This window comes from Pseudoalteromonas sp. 20-MNA-CIBAN-0454, assembly GCF_040308685.1.
GTDB classification, from domain to species: domain Bacteria; phylum Pseudomonadota; class Gammaproteobacteria; order Enterobacterales; family Alteromonadaceae; genus Pseudoalteromonas; species Pseudoalteromonas nigrifaciens.
On sequence record NZ_JBEOOB010000009.1, the window covers coordinates 24381 to 40790 of the forward strand.

14 protein-coding genes and 1 tRNA gene are annotated in these 16410 nt (G+C 39.7%); 13 read left to right on the forward strand and 2 right to left on the reverse strand.

The genetic code is table 11. The features are described from left to right. Positions 1–115: 115 nt before the first annotated feature. Entirely contained in the window at positions 116–379 is a 264-nt protein-coding gene (locus tag AAEZ22_RS06045; protein WP_011327680.1) for a GrxA family glutaredoxin, read from the reverse strand. Between the two features lie 349 nt (positions 380–728). Between AAEZ22_RS06045 and AAEZ22_RS06050 the strand changes: the two genes are divergently transcribed. From AAEZ22_RS06050 to AAEZ22_RS06060, 3 genes are all read left to right on the forward strand, one after another. Next, positions 729–1175, forward strand: a complete 447-nt coding sequence (locus AAEZ22_RS06050) for an Hsp20 family protein (RefSeq protein WP_011327681.1) — start codon at positions 729–731, stop codon at positions 1173–1175. Between the two features lie 290 nt (positions 1176–1465). Continuing rightward, positions 1466–1912 carry an Hsp20 family protein gene (locus AAEZ22_RS06055; RefSeq protein WP_011327681.1) on the forward strand — a complete coding sequence of 149 codons (447 nt, stop codon included), beginning with the start codon at positions 1466–1468 and terminating at the stop codon, positions 1910–1912. Positions 1913–2202: 290 nt separating this feature from the next. Then, positions 2203–2649 (forward strand): Hsp20 family protein, encoded by a 447-nt coding sequence (locus tag AAEZ22_RS06060; RefSeq protein WP_011327682.1) that lies wholly within the window; start codon positions 2203–2205, stop codon positions 2647–2649. An 80-nt stretch (positions 2650–2729) separates the two neighbouring features. On the opposite strand, the gene AAEZ22_RS06065 is transcribed toward AAEZ22_RS06060, so the two are convergent. Next, on the reverse strand, positions 2730–4283 hold the full coding sequence (locus AAEZ22_RS06065; RefSeq protein WP_182678864.1) for a cryptochrome/photolyase family protein: 1554 nt from the start codon (positions 4281–4283) through the stop codon (positions 2730–2732). Positions 4284–4573: 290 nt separating this feature from the next. On the opposite strand from AAEZ22_RS06065, the gene AAEZ22_RS06070 reads away from it, so the two are divergent. From AAEZ22_RS06070 to AAEZ22_RS06115, 10 genes are all read left to right on the forward strand, one after another. After that, positions 4574–4650 (forward strand) — tRNA-Met (locus AAEZ22_RS06070). Positions 4651–4929: 279 nt separating this feature from the next. Beyond that, entirely contained in the window at positions 4930–5385 is a 456-nt protein-coding gene (gene rimP / locus AAEZ22_RS06075) for a ribosome maturation factor RimP (protein ID WP_041454374.1), read from the forward strand. Positions 5386–5423: 38 nt separating this feature from the next. Further along, on the forward strand, positions 5424–6923 hold the full coding sequence (gene nusA / locus AAEZ22_RS06080; RefSeq protein WP_011327685.1) for a transcription termination factor NusA: 1500 nt from the start codon (positions 5424–5426) through the stop codon (positions 6921–6923). Positions 6924–6948: 25 nt separating this feature from the next. Then, the gene (gene infB / locus AAEZ22_RS06085) at positions 6949–9609 is read left to right on the forward strand and encodes a translation initiation factor IF-2 (RefSeq protein ID WP_011327686.1); all 2661 of its coding nucleotides are present in this window, start codon (positions 6949–6951) and stop codon (positions 9607–9609) included. Positions 9610–9718: 109 nt separating this feature from the next. Then, positions 9719–10219, forward strand: a complete 501-nt coding sequence (gene rbfA, locus AAEZ22_RS06090) for a 30S ribosome-binding factor RbfA (protein ID WP_011327687.1) — start codon at positions 9719–9721, stop codon at positions 10217–10219. Continuing rightward, complete coding sequence (truB, locus tag AAEZ22_RS06095; RefSeq protein ID WP_011327688.1) at positions 10203–11162, forward strand: tRNA pseudouridine(55) synthase TruB; 960 nt, start codon at positions 10203–10205, stop codon at positions 11160–11162. The genes rbfA and truB overlap by 17 nt, the downstream gene beginning before the upstream one ends. Before the next feature lie 154 nt (positions 11163–11316). Next, positions 11317–11586, forward strand: a complete 270-nt coding sequence (gene rpsO, locus AAEZ22_RS06100) for a 30S ribosomal protein S15 (RefSeq protein WP_011327689.1) — start codon at positions 11317–11319, stop codon at positions 11584–11586. 350 nt (positions 11587–11936) lie between these two features. Continuing rightward, complete coding sequence (gene pnp, locus AAEZ22_RS06105) at positions 11937–14063, forward strand: polyribonucleotide nucleotidyltransferase (RefSeq protein ID WP_182678866.1); 2127 nt, start codon at positions 11937–11939, stop codon at positions 14061–14063. Between the two features lie 254 nt (positions 14064–14317). Next, a complete protein-coding gene (nlpI, locus tag AAEZ22_RS06110; RefSeq protein ID WP_011327691.1) occupies positions 14318–15196 on the forward strand; it encodes a lipoprotein NlpI in 879 nt (292 codons plus the stop codon). After that, positions 15180–16355: a hypothetical protein gene (locus AAEZ22_RS06115; RefSeq protein ID WP_086998332.1), complete on the forward strand. Its 1176-nt coding sequence runs from the start codon at positions 15180–15182 to the stop codon at positions 16353–16355. Before nlpI ends, AAEZ22_RS06115 begins: the two co-directional genes overlap by 17 nt. The last annotated feature ends 55 nt before the right edge of the window (positions 16356–16410 follow it).

Sequence of the window (16410 nt, forward strand, 5' to 3'; positions counted from 1 at the left end):
AATGCGGTAAATGCTTGTAGAAATTACAACTAATTTATAGGTGATTGATGTTGGTCGAAATTTAACCAGCTAAGTAACTAGATTACTTAACTGGTTAACATATTTGATACAGAACTTATTGATAAAGTCCAAGATTCTCTTTGGCGTAGGCCTCAAACTCTGTAAAACCACCAATGTGTTTTTGGTCTACAAAGATTTGCGGCACTGTTGGGCAAGGTTTGCCGGCAGACTTTTCAAGATCTTCTTTACTTATGCCTTCTTTAATAATGTCGATATAGCGAAATTTAAAATCATCACGTTCATTTGATAGTTGTTCTGCTACGTCTTTAGCACGAACACAAAATGGGCAGCCTTCACGACCAAAAATTACAGTTAACATAGTGAACTCCTCAATTAAATTGCTACTAGTGTAACCAATTGAGTTAAATATTAAAGAGCAAACAAGCGATTAAGCTGTTCGCTTTTATTGATATGCCTTAGGGATCAGCGTTTTTAAATAATCGCTACTGTTATTGGGCGCTTAATGTGGTGTTAAAAGTAAAATAAATAATTTTTTGAAAAATCATCTTGAAAACACTTTTGCAGTCCATATATAGATAAGTAGAGGACGCCTGATGGGTCCTTGTTAAACAGAAGTAATTGAAATTTATATTATTAATTAAACTTCATTTGTGTTTGTTCACTAGAAAAGCACAACTGAAATATCGCTTAAATATGAGGATATTATTATGCGTACAGTAGATTTATCACCCCTTTATCGTTCATTCATCGGTTTCGATCATTTAGCGTCTTTAATGGATGCGGCAGCGAGTTCAGATAAGCAGCCAAGCTTTCCTCCTTACAATATCGAAGCGCTCGATAAAGACAAATATAGAATCACTATGGCGGTTGCTGGTTTTAGCAATAGCGAACTGACAATCGAGTCAGAAAATAACACCCTAAAAGTTAGCGGGGTTAAACAAAGTAAAGACGATAGTAAAGAGCGTAAATTTATTCACCAAGGCATTGCAGATCGCAATTTTGAGCGTAAGTTTCAGTTAGGAGATCACGTCAGAGTTATCGCTGCTGATTTAGCCCATGGTTTACTCAGCATAGATTTACAACGTGAAATACCTGAAGCGTTAAAACCGCGCAAAATAGCAATCGGTGGCAATGATTTGCTCGAAGATAAGTAATTCACTTTAAATATTTTCCACTGTTTTAGCCGCCTCGCTTGAGGCGGTATTTTTACCATTGTAATTTATGTTTAACGACCTTGTTGTGTATTTTAAAAGAGTAAATTTAAAAAATTATTTGTTATTTGCTTGAAAACAATTTTAACGTCCATATATAGATAAGTAGAGGACGCCTGATGGGTCCTTGTTAAACAGAAGTAATTGAAATTTATATTATTAATTAAACTTCATTTGTGTTTGTTCATTAGAAAAGCACAACTGAAATATCGCTTAAATATGAGGATATTATTATGCGTACAGTAGATTTATCACCCCTTTATCGTTCATTCATCGGTTTCGATCATTTAGCGTCTTTAATGGATGCGGCAGCAAGTTCAGATAAGCAGCCAAGCTTTCCTCCTTACAATATCGAAGCGCTCGATAAAGACAAATACCGAATTACTATGGCAGTTGCTGGTTTTAGCAATAGCGAACTGACAATCGAGTCAGAAAATAACACCCTAAAAGTTAGCGGGGTTAAACAAAGTAAAGACGATAGTAAAGAGCGTAAATTTATTCACCAAGGCATTGCAGATCGCAATTTTGAGCGTAAGTTTCAGTTAGGAGATCATGTAAGAGTTATCGCTGCTGACTTAGCCCATGGTTTACTCAGCATAGATTTACAACGTGAAATACCTGAAGCGTTAAAACCGCGCAAAATAGCAATAGGTGGCAATGATTTGCTCGAAGATAAGTAATTCACTTTAAATATTTTCCACTGTTTTAGCCGCCTCGCTTGAGGCGGTATTTTTACCATTGTAATTTATGTTTAACGACCTTGTTGTGTATTTTAAAAGAGCGAATTTAAAAAATTATTTGTTATTTGCTTGAAAACAATTTTAACGTCCATATATAGATAAGTAGAGGACGCCTGATGGGTCCTTGTTAAACAGAAGTAATTGAAATTTATATTATTAATTAAACTTCATTTGTGTTTGTTCATTAGAAAAGCACAACTGAAATATCGCTTAAATATGAGGATATTATTATGCGTACAGTAGATTTATCACCCCTTTATCGTTCATTCATCGGTTTCGATCATTTAGCGTCTTTAATGGATGCGGCAGCAAGTTCAGATAAGCAGCCAAGCTTTCCTCCTTACAATATCGAAGCGCTCGATAAAGACAAATATAGAATCACTATGGCGGTTGCTGGTTTTAGCGAAAGCGAGCTGAGCATAGAATCAGAAAACAACACACTAGTTGTTGCAGGTATTAAAACGGGTAAAGAGCAAGCGAGTGAGCGTAAATTTATTCATCAAGGTATTGCAGAGCGCAACTTTGAGCGTAAATTTCAGCTGGGGGATCACGTAAAAGTACTTGGTGCCGATTTAGCAAATGGCTTATTGAGCATTAACCTTGAACGCGAAATACCAGAAGCACTTAAGCCACGCAAAATTGAAATAGGCAGTGGTAGCCTTATAGAAGGCAAGTAATTTAAATAAGCTTAGTTTTTGATTATCCCCGTAAAGCCGCTTTTTAGCGGCTTTTTGCTGTTCTGATAAAAAGTTAAAAGTTACAGGCTTTCCAGATTGTTCAAATAGTAAGTTGCTTGCTGTAATGTACTTTGCTGTAACGTATTCTCTTGTTTATCCCAGTTTTTATACACCATGCCAATGCGTGGGTTTTTTTCTAACTTTGCTCTGTGCGTGTGCATAAAATGCCAGTAAAGGCTATTAAACGGGCAGGCGTCATCACCCACTTTTTGTTTTACTTTATAGTGGCAGTTTTTGCAGTAGTCGCTCATTTTATTAATATAGTTACCGCTTGCCGCATAAGGTTTGGTTGCAATAATTCCGTCATCGGCAAATTGGCTCATACCCCGAGTATTGGGCATTTCTACCCATTCAATAGCATCTATATAAACACCCAAATACCAAGCATCAACCTCATCTGGGTTTATAGCCGTTAATAAACAAAAATTACCAATAACCATAAGACGCTGAATATGATGGGCGTATGCAGTCGTTAAGCTTTCACAGAGCGCATGGTGCATGCAGTTCATTTTAGTTTTAGCATGCCAAAAATACGGCGGTAATGTATTTTTGGCTTTAAGCTGATTTTTAGTTGCGTAATCTGGCATGTTAATCCAGTAAATTGCGCGTACGTACTCTCTCCAGCCCAGTATTTGCCTAACAAACCCCTCTACTTGTGCAATAGAAATATCATTAGGGCGTTGTTCGTATTGGGCTATTACACGCTTTATTACATACAGTGGGTGTATTAACTTTGCATTCAAAGCAAACGATAAGCGGCTATGGTACAGGCTATTGTTATGTTTACCTTGCTCTGTCATTGCATCTTGAAACTGGCCAAAATGAGGCAGTAAATACCAACAAAAATAATCTAAGCAGCTAATGGCTTGTTTTCGGGTTGTGGGCCAAGGGAGTTGTTCTGCGGCTTTACCAAAGTAGCTAACATTATGTTTATTTAAACGCGCAATTATAGCGCTTACATCGTTATTAAATAATTTAGGTGGCGGGATTTGCGCTAAGTCGGCGGTTGAAAATTTATTTCTGTTATTACTATCAAAGTTCCACTTTCCACCGTGTGGTTTGTTGCTATCCATTAATATATTAAATTGTTTGCGCATTGCGCGATAAAAATGCTCCATTGTTATGTGTTTATCTTTTATAAAGCGGTGTTTTATTTCCTCAAAGGGTAGTAAAAAATGCTCGCTGTCAACACCGCTAACCGTTAATGGGCTGGTGTTTGCAAAGTGGGCTAACTGGGTTTTTAATCTATATTCGTCTGGGTATTGGTACTCAATAGTATTGCATTGATGTTGCGCTGCTATACGGGTAAGCAATGCGGGTAAATCTTCATCATTACAGGTTTCGTTTAATGTTAAATGCAGTACATTAAATCCGGCTTGGTTTAATGCTGTTGCAAAGTTTTCCATAGCGCAAAAAAATGCACAGATTTTTTGAATATGGTGCTTAACATAGCTGGTTTCTTGTTTTAGCTCTGCAATAACATACAAGGTATTGGTTTTTTTATCTTTATACCATGAGTGAGCAGGGTTGAGCTGATCGCCCAAAATGAGTCTAAGAGTATTAAAGTGTGTCATGCCTAAGCCAAATAAATTTAATACGCAAAATTATTACATCAAGATCGCTTACTTTATAAAAACATAGATTTAAAAATTCCTAAATTTGGATAATAAGTGCAAAAATTGACAAAATTAAATAATTACGCGTTAAATTATAAACACGCTATTTGGTGTCACTTTTTTTATAAACTTATTACTTATTATGGTTGCTAATTACGGCGTACATACTTATAATACCCGCCATTGTTTAGTATGTTGAAAGATATTACTAACAGCGATATTAAATTATTAAGTTTAGTATCTATTGGCGCGGGATGGAGCAGTCTGGTAGCTCGTCGGGCTCATAACCCGAAGGTCGTCGGTTCAAATCCGGCTCCCGCAACCAATCATAATAGTGGGTTTAATCTTACTAATTTATATCGCGCATTCTAAGTAATGCGCGTTTTGCGTTTAAGCTACTGTAGTTTAATTTAGTCAGATTTTTGACTCGCAACCAAGCTTGGCCCTAGGCCACACAGTTTTGTGCTTTTTGGTGTGACGCCCCGCTTGGTTCGGGGCGTTGTTGTATCTGCACTGTTTGATTTGTGACATGGTGATCAAATCAAAATTTAAACTCAATATTTTAGGGCTATAAGCCCTTTTTTTGTTTGTATGGAGGATTTTCGTGACAAAACTTGAACAAGATTTAGTAGCTATGTTAACGCCAGCGGTAGAAATGTTAGGTTTTGAATTACATGGTCTTGAGTTTGTACAAGCGGGTCGCCATTCTACCTTAAGAGTTTATATTACTCATGAGGCTGGGATCTCAGTTGATAATTGTGCAGATGCGAGTCGCCAAATAAGTGCGATTTTAGATGTCGAAGACCCAATTACAAATGAATATGATTTGGAAGTATCGTCTCCTGGTGTTGATCGTCTATTATTCAAACAAGATCACTACGAGCAGGCGCAAGGAGAGGAAGTACAATTACGTACTAAACTTCCACAAGACGGTCGTCGTAATTTTAAAGGCGATTTAATAGCAGTTACTAGCGATATGATTACACTATCTAGTGATGGTACAGAGCATTTAATTATGCTTAGCAACATTGAGCGTGCGAACATAATTGCAAAGTTTTAATTCGAGCGCAAAGGAATAGGGCAAGCGAGGCATAACCCATGGCAAAAGAGATATTATTGGTTGCTGAAGCCGTCTCCAATGAGAAAGCGGTTCCAAAAGAAAAGATTTTTGAAGCTTTAGAGTTCGCTCTAGCAACAGCAACAAAGAAAAAGCACGGTGGTGACATCGACGTACGTGTAGCAATTGACCGTAAAACAGGTGACTACGATACTTACCGTCGCTGGCAGATTGCTGCAGTATTAGAAGATGGGTCTTTAGAGAACCCATACAGCGAAATTACCCTAGAAGCAGCGCAAGTTGAAGAACCTGACTTGCAAATGGGTGACTTCGTTGAAGAGCAAATTGACTCAATTAAATTTGACCGTATTACAACCCAAATGGCTAAGCAAGTTATCGTACAAAAAGTACGTGAAGCTGAGCGTGCTTTAGTTGTAGAAGAATACAAAAGTAAAGAAGGTGAGTTAGTAACGGGTGTGGTTAAAAAAGCCACTCGTGACGCGATCGTTCTTGATTTAGGTAATAATGCTGAAGCGGTAATTTACCGTGACGACATGCTACCGCGTGAAAACTTCCGCCCAGGCGATCGTATTCGCGGTCTTCTATACGAAGTTAAGCCAGAAGCACGTGGCGCACAATTATTTGTAACGCGTTCTAAGCCTGAAATGCTAATGGAATTGTTCCGCATTGAGGTGCCAGAAATCGGCGAAGAAATGATTGAATTACGTGCCGCTGCACGTGATCCAGGTTCGCGCGCTAAAATTGCGGTTAAGTCTAACGACAAACGTATTGACCCAATTGGTGCTTGTGTAGGTATGCGTGGCGCACGTGTTCAAGCTGTATCGTCAGAACTTGGCGGTGAGCGTGTTGATATCGTACTTTACGATGATAACCCAGCACAATTTGTTATTAACGCAATGGCACCTGCAGAAGTAGCTTCAATCGTAATGGATGAAGATACGCACTCAATGGATATCGCTGTAGAAGCTGATAACCTAGCACAAGCTATTGGTCGTAATGGTCAAAACGTTCGTTTAGCTAGCCAATTAACTGGCTGGGAACTAAACGTAATGACTGTTGAAGACATGCGTAGCAAAAACGAAGCTGAGTCAGATAAGTTACTTAACTTATTTACTGAAAATTTAGAAATTGATGATGAATTTGCTTCATTATTAATTAACGAAGGTTTCTCGTCACTTGAAGAAGTTGCGTATGTACCGGCATCTGAATTTTTAGAAATTGATGGCTTAGATGAAGAAACGGTTGATCTATTGCGCTCACGTGCAAAAGACGCATTAACCACTAAAGCACTTAAAACGGAAGAAAGCTTAGATGGCGCAGAGCCAGCTGAAGACTTACTTGCGCTTGAAGGCTTAGAACGTCATTTAGCATTTGTTATGGCAAGCAAGGGTGTAATTACACTTGAAGACTTAGCTGAGCAAGGTATTGATGAATTAGTGGATATTACAGAACTATCACCTGAAAAAGCAGGTGAACTGATTATGGCTGCACGTAACATTTGTTGGTTTGCAGACGAGTAATTTATTAACGGAGGTATTAGAGACTATGGCAGAAGTAAATGTTGAAAAACTAGCCGGTGATATAGGTACAACTGTTGATAAATTGCTACAGCAGTTTTCACAAGCCGGTATTACCAAGCAAGCAGGCGAAAGCGTAACCGAAGCTGAAAAAGCGACGTTACTTGATCACTTAAGCAAGCAGCATGGCGGCACAGGTTCAGATGGCCCAGCGCGTATGACATTGCAACGTAAGAGCAAAAGCACATTAAGTGTGACTGGCTCAACGGGCAAAGCAAAGTCTGTTCAAGTTGAAGTTCGCAAAACACGTACCTACGTGAAGAAAAGCGCAATGGAGCAAGAGCAAGAAGAGCTACGCCTAGCCGCTGAAGAAAAACTGCGCCTTGAAGAGCAGCAAAAAGCTGCACAAGAAGCCGCAGAATTGAAAGCGAAACAAGAGGCAGAACGTAAAGCGAAAGAAGACGCTGATCGTAAAGCTAAAGAAGAAGCTAAACGCAAAGCTGATGCAGAGCGTAAAGCGAAACAAAAGCAGATGACCCCAGAGCAAAGTGCTAAGTCTGAGAAAGATCGCATCGAAGCTGAGCGTCTGCAAAAAGAAGCAGAAGAGGCCGCATTGAAGAAAGCTGAAGAAGAAGCGAAACGTCAAGCAGAAGAAGCAAGAAAGCTAGCTGAAGAGAACTCAGCACGCTGGAAGAAAGAAGAAGAAGAGCGTAAGAAGCGTGAAGAAACATCTGATCACCACCTTACAACTTCTACTTACGCACGTGAAGCAGAAGATGTTGCTGATGCTCGTGATGAGCAAGGCACACGCCGTGCGAAGAAAAAGAAAAAAGCGCCAGCAAAAGATAAATTTGCAGCGTCTAAAGGCCGTAATAAAGGCAAGTTAAAAGCACCTACATCGCTACAGCATGGTTTTACAAAACCAACTGCTGATGTTAAAAATGAAGTGCGTATTAGCGAAACAATTACAGTTGCAGAGCTTGCGTCACGCATGGCTGTTAAAGGCGCTGAAGTTGTAAAAACAATGATGAAAATGGGCGACATGGTTACTATTAACCAAGTGATTGACCAAGAAGCTGCACAACTTGTTGCAGAAGAAATGGGCCACAAAGTTATCATTGTTAAAGAAAACGAATTAGAGCAAAAAGTACTAAACGATCGCCATGAAGATGGTAAGTCTGAGCCACGTGCACCAGTTGTAACTGTTATGGGTCACGTTGACCATGGTAAAACATCTACACTTGATTACATTCGTTCAGCTAAAGTAGCCTCAGGCGAAGCCGGTGGTATTACACAGCACATTGGTGCATACCATGTTGATGTTAATGGCAACATGATCACTTTCTTAGATACTCCGGGTCACGCCGCATTTACTTCAATGCGTGCTCGTGGTGCTCAAGCGACTGATATCGTAATCTTAGTGGTTGCAGCTGATGATGGTGTTATGCCACAAACTAAAGAAGCGGTACAGCATGCACGTGCTGCTGGCGTTCCTTTAATCATTGCTGTAAACAAAATGGATAAAGAAGGCGTAGACCCAGATCGCGTTAAGAACGAGCTAGCTCAGCTTGACGTTATTCCTGAAGAATGGGGCGGCGATACGCAGTACGTTCATATCTCTGCAAAAACAGGTTTAGGTATTGATGAGCTTTTAGAAGCGGTATTAAACCAATCTGAACTACTAGAACTTACGGCTCCAACTGTTGGTATGGCTGCAGGTGTTGTTATTGAATCACGCTTAGATAAAGGCCGTGGTCCAGTTGCATCGATACTTGTTCAATCGGGTACGCTTAACCAAGGTGACATTGTATTATGTGGTCTTGAGTATGGTCGTATTCGTGCAATGCGCGATGAAAACGGTAAAGACATTAAGTCTGCGGGTCCTTCTATTCCTGTAGAAATTTTAGGTCTTTCTGGTATTCCGGCTGCAGGCGACGAAGCAACTGTAGTTAAAGATGAGCGTAAAGCGCGTGAAGTTGCTTTATATCGTCAAGGTAAATTCCGTGATGTTAAACTAGCGCGTCAACAAAAAGCTAAGCTTGAAAACATGTTTAGTCATATGACTGAGGGCGATGTGTCTGAAGTTAACGTGGTACTTAAAGCTGACGTTCAAGGTTCAATCGAAGCAATTTCTGATTCACTAACTAAACTCTCTACTGATGAAGTGAAAGTGAAGATAGTAGGTTCAGGTGTTGGTGGTATTACCGAAACTGATGCAACACTTGCTGCAGCGTCTAACGCAATTGTGGTTGGCTTTAACGTTCGTGCTGATGCTTCTGCTCGTAAAGTAATTGAGTCTGAAAACTTAGACTTGCGTTACTACAGCGTAATCTACAGCTTGATTGACGAAGTTAAACAAGCAATGTCGGGTATGTTGGCACCAGAATTTAAGCAAGAGATTATTGGTCTTGCTCAGGTTCGTGACGTGTTTAAGTCTCCAAAAATTGGCGCAATTGCTGGTTGTATGGTTACTGAAGGTGTTATTAAACGTAGCGCTCCAATTCGTGTACTTCGTGATAACGTGGTTATCTACGAAGGTGAACTTGAGTCACTTCGTCGCTTTAAAGACGATGTTGCTGATGTTCGTAACGGCATGGAATGTGGTATCGGCGTTAAGAACTACAATGACGTTCGTGTTGGCGACCAAATTGAAGTATTTGAAACAGTTGAAATACAACGTACTCTTTAATTGTTAGCTAGCTAGACTAATAAATGGGGGCTTAGCCCCCATTTGTGTATCCATTATTTAATTAACTTATTATTATATTCCAATAGGTTATGATTTTAGGACAAATGCAATGAGAGAATTTTCTCGTACAGATCGTGTTGCTCAGCAAATTCAAAAAGAAATTGCGGTAATTTTACAACGCGAAATAAAAGATCCACGCTTAGGTATGGTGACAGTGTCAGCGGTAGAAGTATCGCGCGATTTATCTTATGCGAAAATATTCATTACGGTATTTAATACGCAAGATGATAATGCAGCGAAGCAAAGTGCAAACGTACTTAACGAAGCGACCGGTTATATCCGCTCGTTACTAGGTAAGCGTATTCGTGCACGTATTATGCCTGAGTTAAAGTTTTTAGTTGATAACTCACTAATGGAAGGTATGCGTATATCTAACTTAGTTGATTCCATTATTCGCGAAGACAACGCTAAACATGTTGCAGATGAAACAGATGTTGAAGACAGCACTGATCATGAAGATGACGTAACTAACAGCGAAGATGAGACTAAGCACGTAGATATTGATACAGATAGCGAAGAAGGCACTAATACAGATGGCAAAGCGCAGTAAAGGCCGTCCAGTTGACGGTATTTTGTTGTTAAACAAACCAATTGGCATTTCATCAAATAAAGCACTACAGCAAACAAAAGGTGTGTACTTTGCACAAAAGGCGGGGCACACAGGTGCGCTAGATCCATTGGCAACCGGTATGCTGCCTATTTGCTTTGGTGAGGCAACCAAGTTTACACAGTTTTTACTCGATACAGACAAAACCTATGTGGTACGCGCTAAATTAGGCGAGAGAACAACGACATCAGATTCTGATGGTGAAATTGTTAGCACTAAAGATGTAAATGTAACGCGTGAACAACTGATTAAAGAAATTGCCGCTTTTGTTGGTGAGTCAGATCAGTACCCGTCAATGTACTCGGCGCTTAAGTATCAAGGTAGGCCTTTATATAAGTATGCACGCGAGGGTATTGAAGTACCACGTAAATGCAGAAAAATAAACGTGTTTAGCTTAACGTTTGACGAATTTGATGAAGTGAATAACGTAATACAAATGACGGCGCATGTATCTAAAGGCACCTACATTCGTACTATTGTTGACGACTTAGGTGAAAAGCTAGGTTGTGGCGCACACGTTGTTATGCTGCACCGCACTGCGGTTGGTCAATATCCTGCAGAAAAAATGGTGTCGCTAGATGAAATTGAAGCGTTATTAGCAAAAGCTAAAGACGAAGAAGTTGCACCTTCTACTTATTTAGACGCGTTGTTATTGCCACTCGATACAGCTTTAGTTGATTTACCGGTTGTTGAGATAAGTAAAGAGCAGGGCAGTATTTTTAGTCACGGCCAAGCAATAGACCTTGATATAGATTTGCCTGAAGGCGCAATTAAGGTTGTAGCTGACGGTATTTTTATTGGTACAGGCGAGCGTAATGCCAGCGGCCATTTAAAAGTTAAACGTGGCTTGGCCAGCCAACAAGATGATTATGTAAAACCCGAATAAATAGTTGCTTTAAATATTTTCAGCAGCTTATTTATATTGATGGGATAATTAACTTGTAGTTATTTGTACAATTGGTAGAATACGCCCGCTTAATCGTTTTGGCTGAATTAGTGATCGGCTAAAGCACCTTTTAAATTTAATTTTTGGAGTTATTATGTCACTAAGCAATCAAGAAAAAATCGATATCATTGCTAAATTCGCACGTGCTGAAGGCGACACTGGTTCACCTGAAGTACAAGTAGCATTACTTACTTTTGATATCAACAAGCTTCAAGGTCACTTTGCTGATCACAAGCATGACTTCCATTCACGTCGTGGTCTGCTTCGCAAAGTTAGCCAACGTCGTAAATTGCTTGATTACCTTAAAGGTAAAGACATCACGCGTTATACTGCGTTAATCAAAGAACTTGGCCTACGTCGCTAAGCACTTGATTATCAAAAAAGGAGCTTTTTAGCTCCTTTTTTTGTGCCTAAAATTCAGCACGACGTTTTATAAACACCTTAAATTATAAAATAAAACCTCTATTTAATAGGTAAGCAAAGGTCGTCATTTTTAGCCTTCATAAGGCTTAGCTTTTATCTAATAGCTAGACTCGCATTCTAACGGCGCTTTGGTATATACTATGCGCGTAGCTAAAAAGGTTTAGTTACGTTTATTTACGTCATCGCCAATTGTAGTACTTAATTGATTTTAAAATAAATACAATTATGTACTGTAATTGGTACTTAGATGACAACTTAAAAACATTTTAAAACATTTAAGGAATATTTTAAGTGCAAGCAATTATTAAAGAATTTCAACTAGGTCAACACACAGTGACACTAGAAACTGGTGCAATCGCTCGTCAAGCAGACGGCGCTGTACTTGCAAGCATTGGCGACACTTCAGTACTTGTTACTGTTGTTGGTAAACGTGAAGCGCAACCTGGCCAAGACTTTTTCCCACTAACAGTTAACTACCAAGAGCGTATGTACGCTGCTGGTCGTATCCCTGGTGGTTTCTTAAAGCGCGAAGGTCGTCCTAACGATGGCGAAACACTTATTGCACGTCTTATTGACCGTCCAATTCGTCCACTTTTCCCAAGTGGTTTTGTAAACGAAGTACAAGTTATTGCTACTGTTGTTTCTGTTAACCCTGAAATTCAACCTGATATGGTTGCGTTAATTGGTACTTCAGCTGCACTTGCTATCTCTGGTATTCCGTTCAGTGGTCCAATTGGTGCTACTCGCGTTGGTTACATCGAGGGCGAATACGTACTTAACCCAACACTAAAAGAGCTAGAAGAAAGCAAGCTAGACTTAGTTGTTGCTGGTACTGATAACGCAGTATTAATGGTTGAGTCAGAAGCAGACGTACTTGCAGAAGACATTATGCTAGGTGCGGTTGTTTATGGCCATGAGCAAGCTCAAGCGATCATTACAGCAATTAAAGAATTTAAAGCAGAAGCAGGCAAGCCTACTTGGGATTGGACTGCACCAGCTAAAAACGTATCACTTGAAGAGAAAGTAGCGTCTATTGCTGCTGATAAAGTGGGCGAAGCTTACCGCATTACAGATAAAGTAGCGCGTAAAGAAGCACTTGGCGTAGCTAAAGATGAAGTTGTTGCTGTATTAACAAGCGAACTTGCTGAAGGCGAGTCTTTAGATAAGCAAGAAATTGGTAAAATCTTCGGTTCACTTGAGAAGAAAATCGTTCGTGGCCGTATCGCTGCTGGCGAAAAGCGTATCGATGGTCGTGAACCAGATATGATTCGTGCACTTGACGTAATGACTGGCGTATTACCGCGTACTCACGGTTCTGCTATCTTTACTCGTGGCGAAACTCAAGCACTTGTAACAGCTACACTTGGTACAGAGCGTGATTCACAGTTAATCGACGATTTAACTGGCACGCACAAAAACCACTTTATGCTTAACTACAACTTCCCTCCATTTTGTGTAGGCGAAACTGGTTTTGTTGGTTCTCCTAAGCGTCGTGAAATCGGCCATGGTAACCTTGCTAAGCGTGGTATTGCAGCAGTAATGCCAACATTGACTGAATTCCCATATTCAATCCGTGTAGTATCTGAAATCACTGAATCAAACGGTTCATCTTCAATGGCTTCTGTGTGTGGTACTTCACTTGCACTTATGAATGCTGGTGTACCAATTAAAGCGTCTGTTGCGGGTATCGCAATGGGTCTAGTTAAAGAAGACGATAAGTTTGTTGTACTTTCTGACATCTTAGGTGATGAAGATCACTTAGGCGACATGGACTTTAAAGTTGCGGGTACTGCTGGCGGTATTACAGCACTACAAATGGACATTAAGATTGAAGGTATCACTCAAGAAATCATGCAAATTGCGCTTAAACAAGCAAAAGCTGCACGTTTACATATCTTAGAAGTGATGGACAAAGCAATTTCTGCACCGTCTGAAGAGCTTTCTCAGTTTGCTCCACGTATTTATACTATGAAGATCCCACAGAAGAAAATCGCTGAAGTTATTGGTAAAGGTGGCGCAACAATTCGTCAACTTACTGAAGAAACTGGCACAACGATTGAAATCGGTGATGATGGCACAATCAAAATTGCAGCAACTGACGGCGAAAGCGCAGCAAATGCAATTAGCCGCATTGAGCAATTAACTGCTGAGCTTGAAGTAGGTACTATTTACGAAGGTAAAGTTGTACGTATTGTTGATTTTGGTGCGTTTGTAAATATTCTTCCTGGTAAAGATGGTCTAGTACATATTTCGCAAATTAGTACTGAGCGTGTTAATAACGTGACTGATCACCTTTCTGAAGGTCAAGAAGTTAAAGTTAAAGTACTAGAAGTAGACCGCCAAGGCCGTGTACGTCTAAGTATTAAAGAAGCAATGGAATCTGCAGCACCTGCAGCTGATGCGCCAACTGACGCATAATTGCTAATACTTAATCCGGTTATATTTACTGGATAACATAAAAAGGGGCTGTTTAGCCCCTTTTTTTATGCTTTAATGAAACTAACTGCTTATAGCAATTGAATTTAAAGTTAATTATTTTAAGCGCTTAAGTTGAACGGATATCATTATTTTAAAGCGTTAAATAATTTATTAGCTAAACGCAGTTAATATGAACCTTACTAGACATCGCATGTCTTATTTATTTGCTACTTACCTTGGTATTAAGGATTTTAATGACACTCAAACATTTAGCCTTGGCATCTTTTACTATTTTGTCTTTAAGCGCGTGCCAAAGCACTTCAAAAGCTGAGTCAATGCCGATTGTTAATGTGCCTTTTACTGCGCCTCTCGCCTCTGATTTTAGAAGTGAAATTGCAATTGCACGTTATTCAGAGCTACTAAATAGAGTAGATCTAAGCCCTGAGCAACAAGCAAAACTTTATTATGATCGGGGTGTATTATTTGACAGTTTAGGCATGACCACGTTGTCGCGAATTGACTTTAATCGTGCTGTTAAATTAAAACCAGATTTAGCCGAGGTGTATAATTTTTTAGGTATTCAACATACCTTAATGCAGCAGTATGAAAAAGCCTATGAACTTTTTGATTCAGCCCTTGAGCTTAACGAAGAACATGAATATGCGTATTTAAATCGTGGTATTGCACTGTACTATGGCGACAGAGCAGAGCTTGCACAAAACGATTTTAATGAGTTTTTAGCGCGCTCTCCAAACGATCCTTACCGTGTGTTATGGCTTTTTTTAGCGCAAGCACAGGATGATAAAGTTAAAGCACTTAGTGTGCTTAAAACCAATGCTAAAGCACTTGATGAATCGCAATGGGCGTATCAGTTAATTGCGCTTTACCTGGGCGATATTAGCGAACATGATTTTTTATCTGTTATTAGTGATGGGGTTAAATCAGAGCAAGAATACGCACAGCGATTATGCGAGGCTTACTTTTATTTGGCAAAATCGCATCAAGCAGCAGGTAATATTAATTTAGCCGCTGATTATTTTAAGCTGGCACTGGCTACCAACGTGCATGAGTTTATTGAATATAAATATGCGCGATTAGAACTTGAGCTGATGACAGGTGTTGACGAAAGCTAAGCGTTATAAACTAGCGGTAGTATTACTATGTAGCCTATTAATTAGTGGCTCGAGTAATCATGCTAACAGTATTGGCTTTTGGCAAGTTTTAAATGCCAAGGCCAATATAATACAAAGTTATTGGCTATTTCCTGATTATTTTTCTCTGCATTTACAGCAACTCCCTGATATTGCGCTCGCTTCATTAGCGCGAAATAAAATACCTGCCGCGCAATATAGATATTCACTTAAATTATTAAAAAATAACCATACCGATACTGCAAAGTTATTTTGGCAAAAAAACACCCATACTATGAGTGAGTCAAAACGCCAAGCATTAGCGATGGAGTTATTAGCTCAATCTCAATGGGGCGATCTTAAATTATTGGCAAAGCAGGGGTTATTGCCTGAGGGAGATGCATTAAATCATCTTAAACTGCAAACAACTCAGCCTTATAGCAGCCTGCCCACAGCGTTTATGCAGCGCCTTGGTTTTTTATCATTGAGTTCAGAGGTTAAAGCGGATGAACAATGTTTGTTTAACGTGTTAATGATGAGCGATCACCGTAGCGGGTTATATAAGCTCGCTAAACTTATAAAGCAATACAATAAGCGCCCTGAGCCCAGTGCTGGGGTTTTTTGTTTATCGCAACCGATTTATGTTGGCGGTGCTATTAATTGTAGTAGTGCAGCAAATAAAATGGCGCAGTGCGATTGGCAAACCGCTAGGCTAAAAAAACAGCTTCCTACTGATTTTGACTTTATAGTAATGATGCCCAAGCAGGGAAGTGCAAATGTGCGCAGTGGCATTATGCAATTAAATTCAAAAGCAGGTTACCAAGTGTTTTTACATGAGTTAATGCACTTTAATGGTTTTGAGGATGAATACGCGCTACCAAAAACGAAGCAAGCTTGGCTGTGTGCACAAAGTGGTTTTGTGGCACCTAATTTGTTTTTAGCAAATAGCGAAGCTACCCCACCAGTAGGTTGGTATAAAAGCCAGAGCTGCCAGCAAGGGGCCGTGGCTTATAAGCCCAGTGAAGCTTGGTCTATTATGCAATATCAGCAGTTAGCTCTCTCAGCGCAATACAGAGCGTTGTGGCAAGCACACATAAATACCCATTTTACAGTGTTTCCTCGTTTTAACTCCTTCATGGAACGCTCAATAACGCCACGCTAAATTTTAAAGTCTTTGCTCTAAGGCGTATGAAAAGCGAACATAGTTGATATTGTTG

Excerpts from the sequence above, each read along its gene's own strand:
- AAEZ22_RS06045 (WP_011327680.1), bottom strand. The coding sequence starts at position 379 with ATGTTAACTGTAATTTTTGGTCGTGAAGGCTGCCCATTTTGTGTTCGT.
- AAEZ22_RS06050 (WP_011327681.1), top strand. The coding sequence starts at position 729 with ATGCGTACAGTAGATTTATCACCCCTTTATCGTTCATTCATCGGTTTC.
- AAEZ22_RS06055 (WP_011327681.1), top strand. The coding sequence starts at position 1,466 with ATGCGTACAGTAGATTTATCACCCCTTTATCGTTCATTCATCGGTTTC.
- AAEZ22_RS06060 (WP_011327682.1), top strand. The coding sequence starts at position 2,203 with ATGCGTACAGTAGATTTATCACCCCTTTATCGTTCATTCATCGGTTTC.
- AAEZ22_RS06065 (WP_182678864.1), bottom strand. The coding sequence starts at position 4,283 with ATGACACACTTTAATACTCTTAGACTCATTTTGGGCGATCAGCTCAAC.
- nusA (WP_011327685.1), top strand. The coding sequence starts at position 5,424 with ATGGCAAAAGAGATATTATTGGTTGCTGAAGCCGTCTCCAATGAGAAA.
- infB (WP_011327686.1), top strand. The coding sequence starts at position 6,949 with ATGGCAGAAGTAAATGTTGAAAAACTAGCCGGTGATATAGGTACAACT.
- rbfA (WP_011327687.1), top strand. The coding sequence starts at position 9,719 with ATGAGAGAATTTTCTCGTACAGATCGTGTTGCTCAGCAAATTCAAAAA.
- truB (WP_011327688.1), top strand. The coding sequence starts at position 10,203 with ATGGCAAAGCGCAGTAAAGGCCGTCCAGTTGACGGTATTTTGTTGTTA.
- rpsO (WP_011327689.1), top strand. The coding sequence starts at position 11,317 with ATGTCACTAAGCAATCAAGAAAAAATCGATATCATTGCTAAATTCGCA.
- nlpI (WP_011327691.1), top strand. The coding sequence starts at position 14,318 with ATGACACTCAAACATTTAGCCTTGGCATCTTTTACTATTTTGTCTTTA.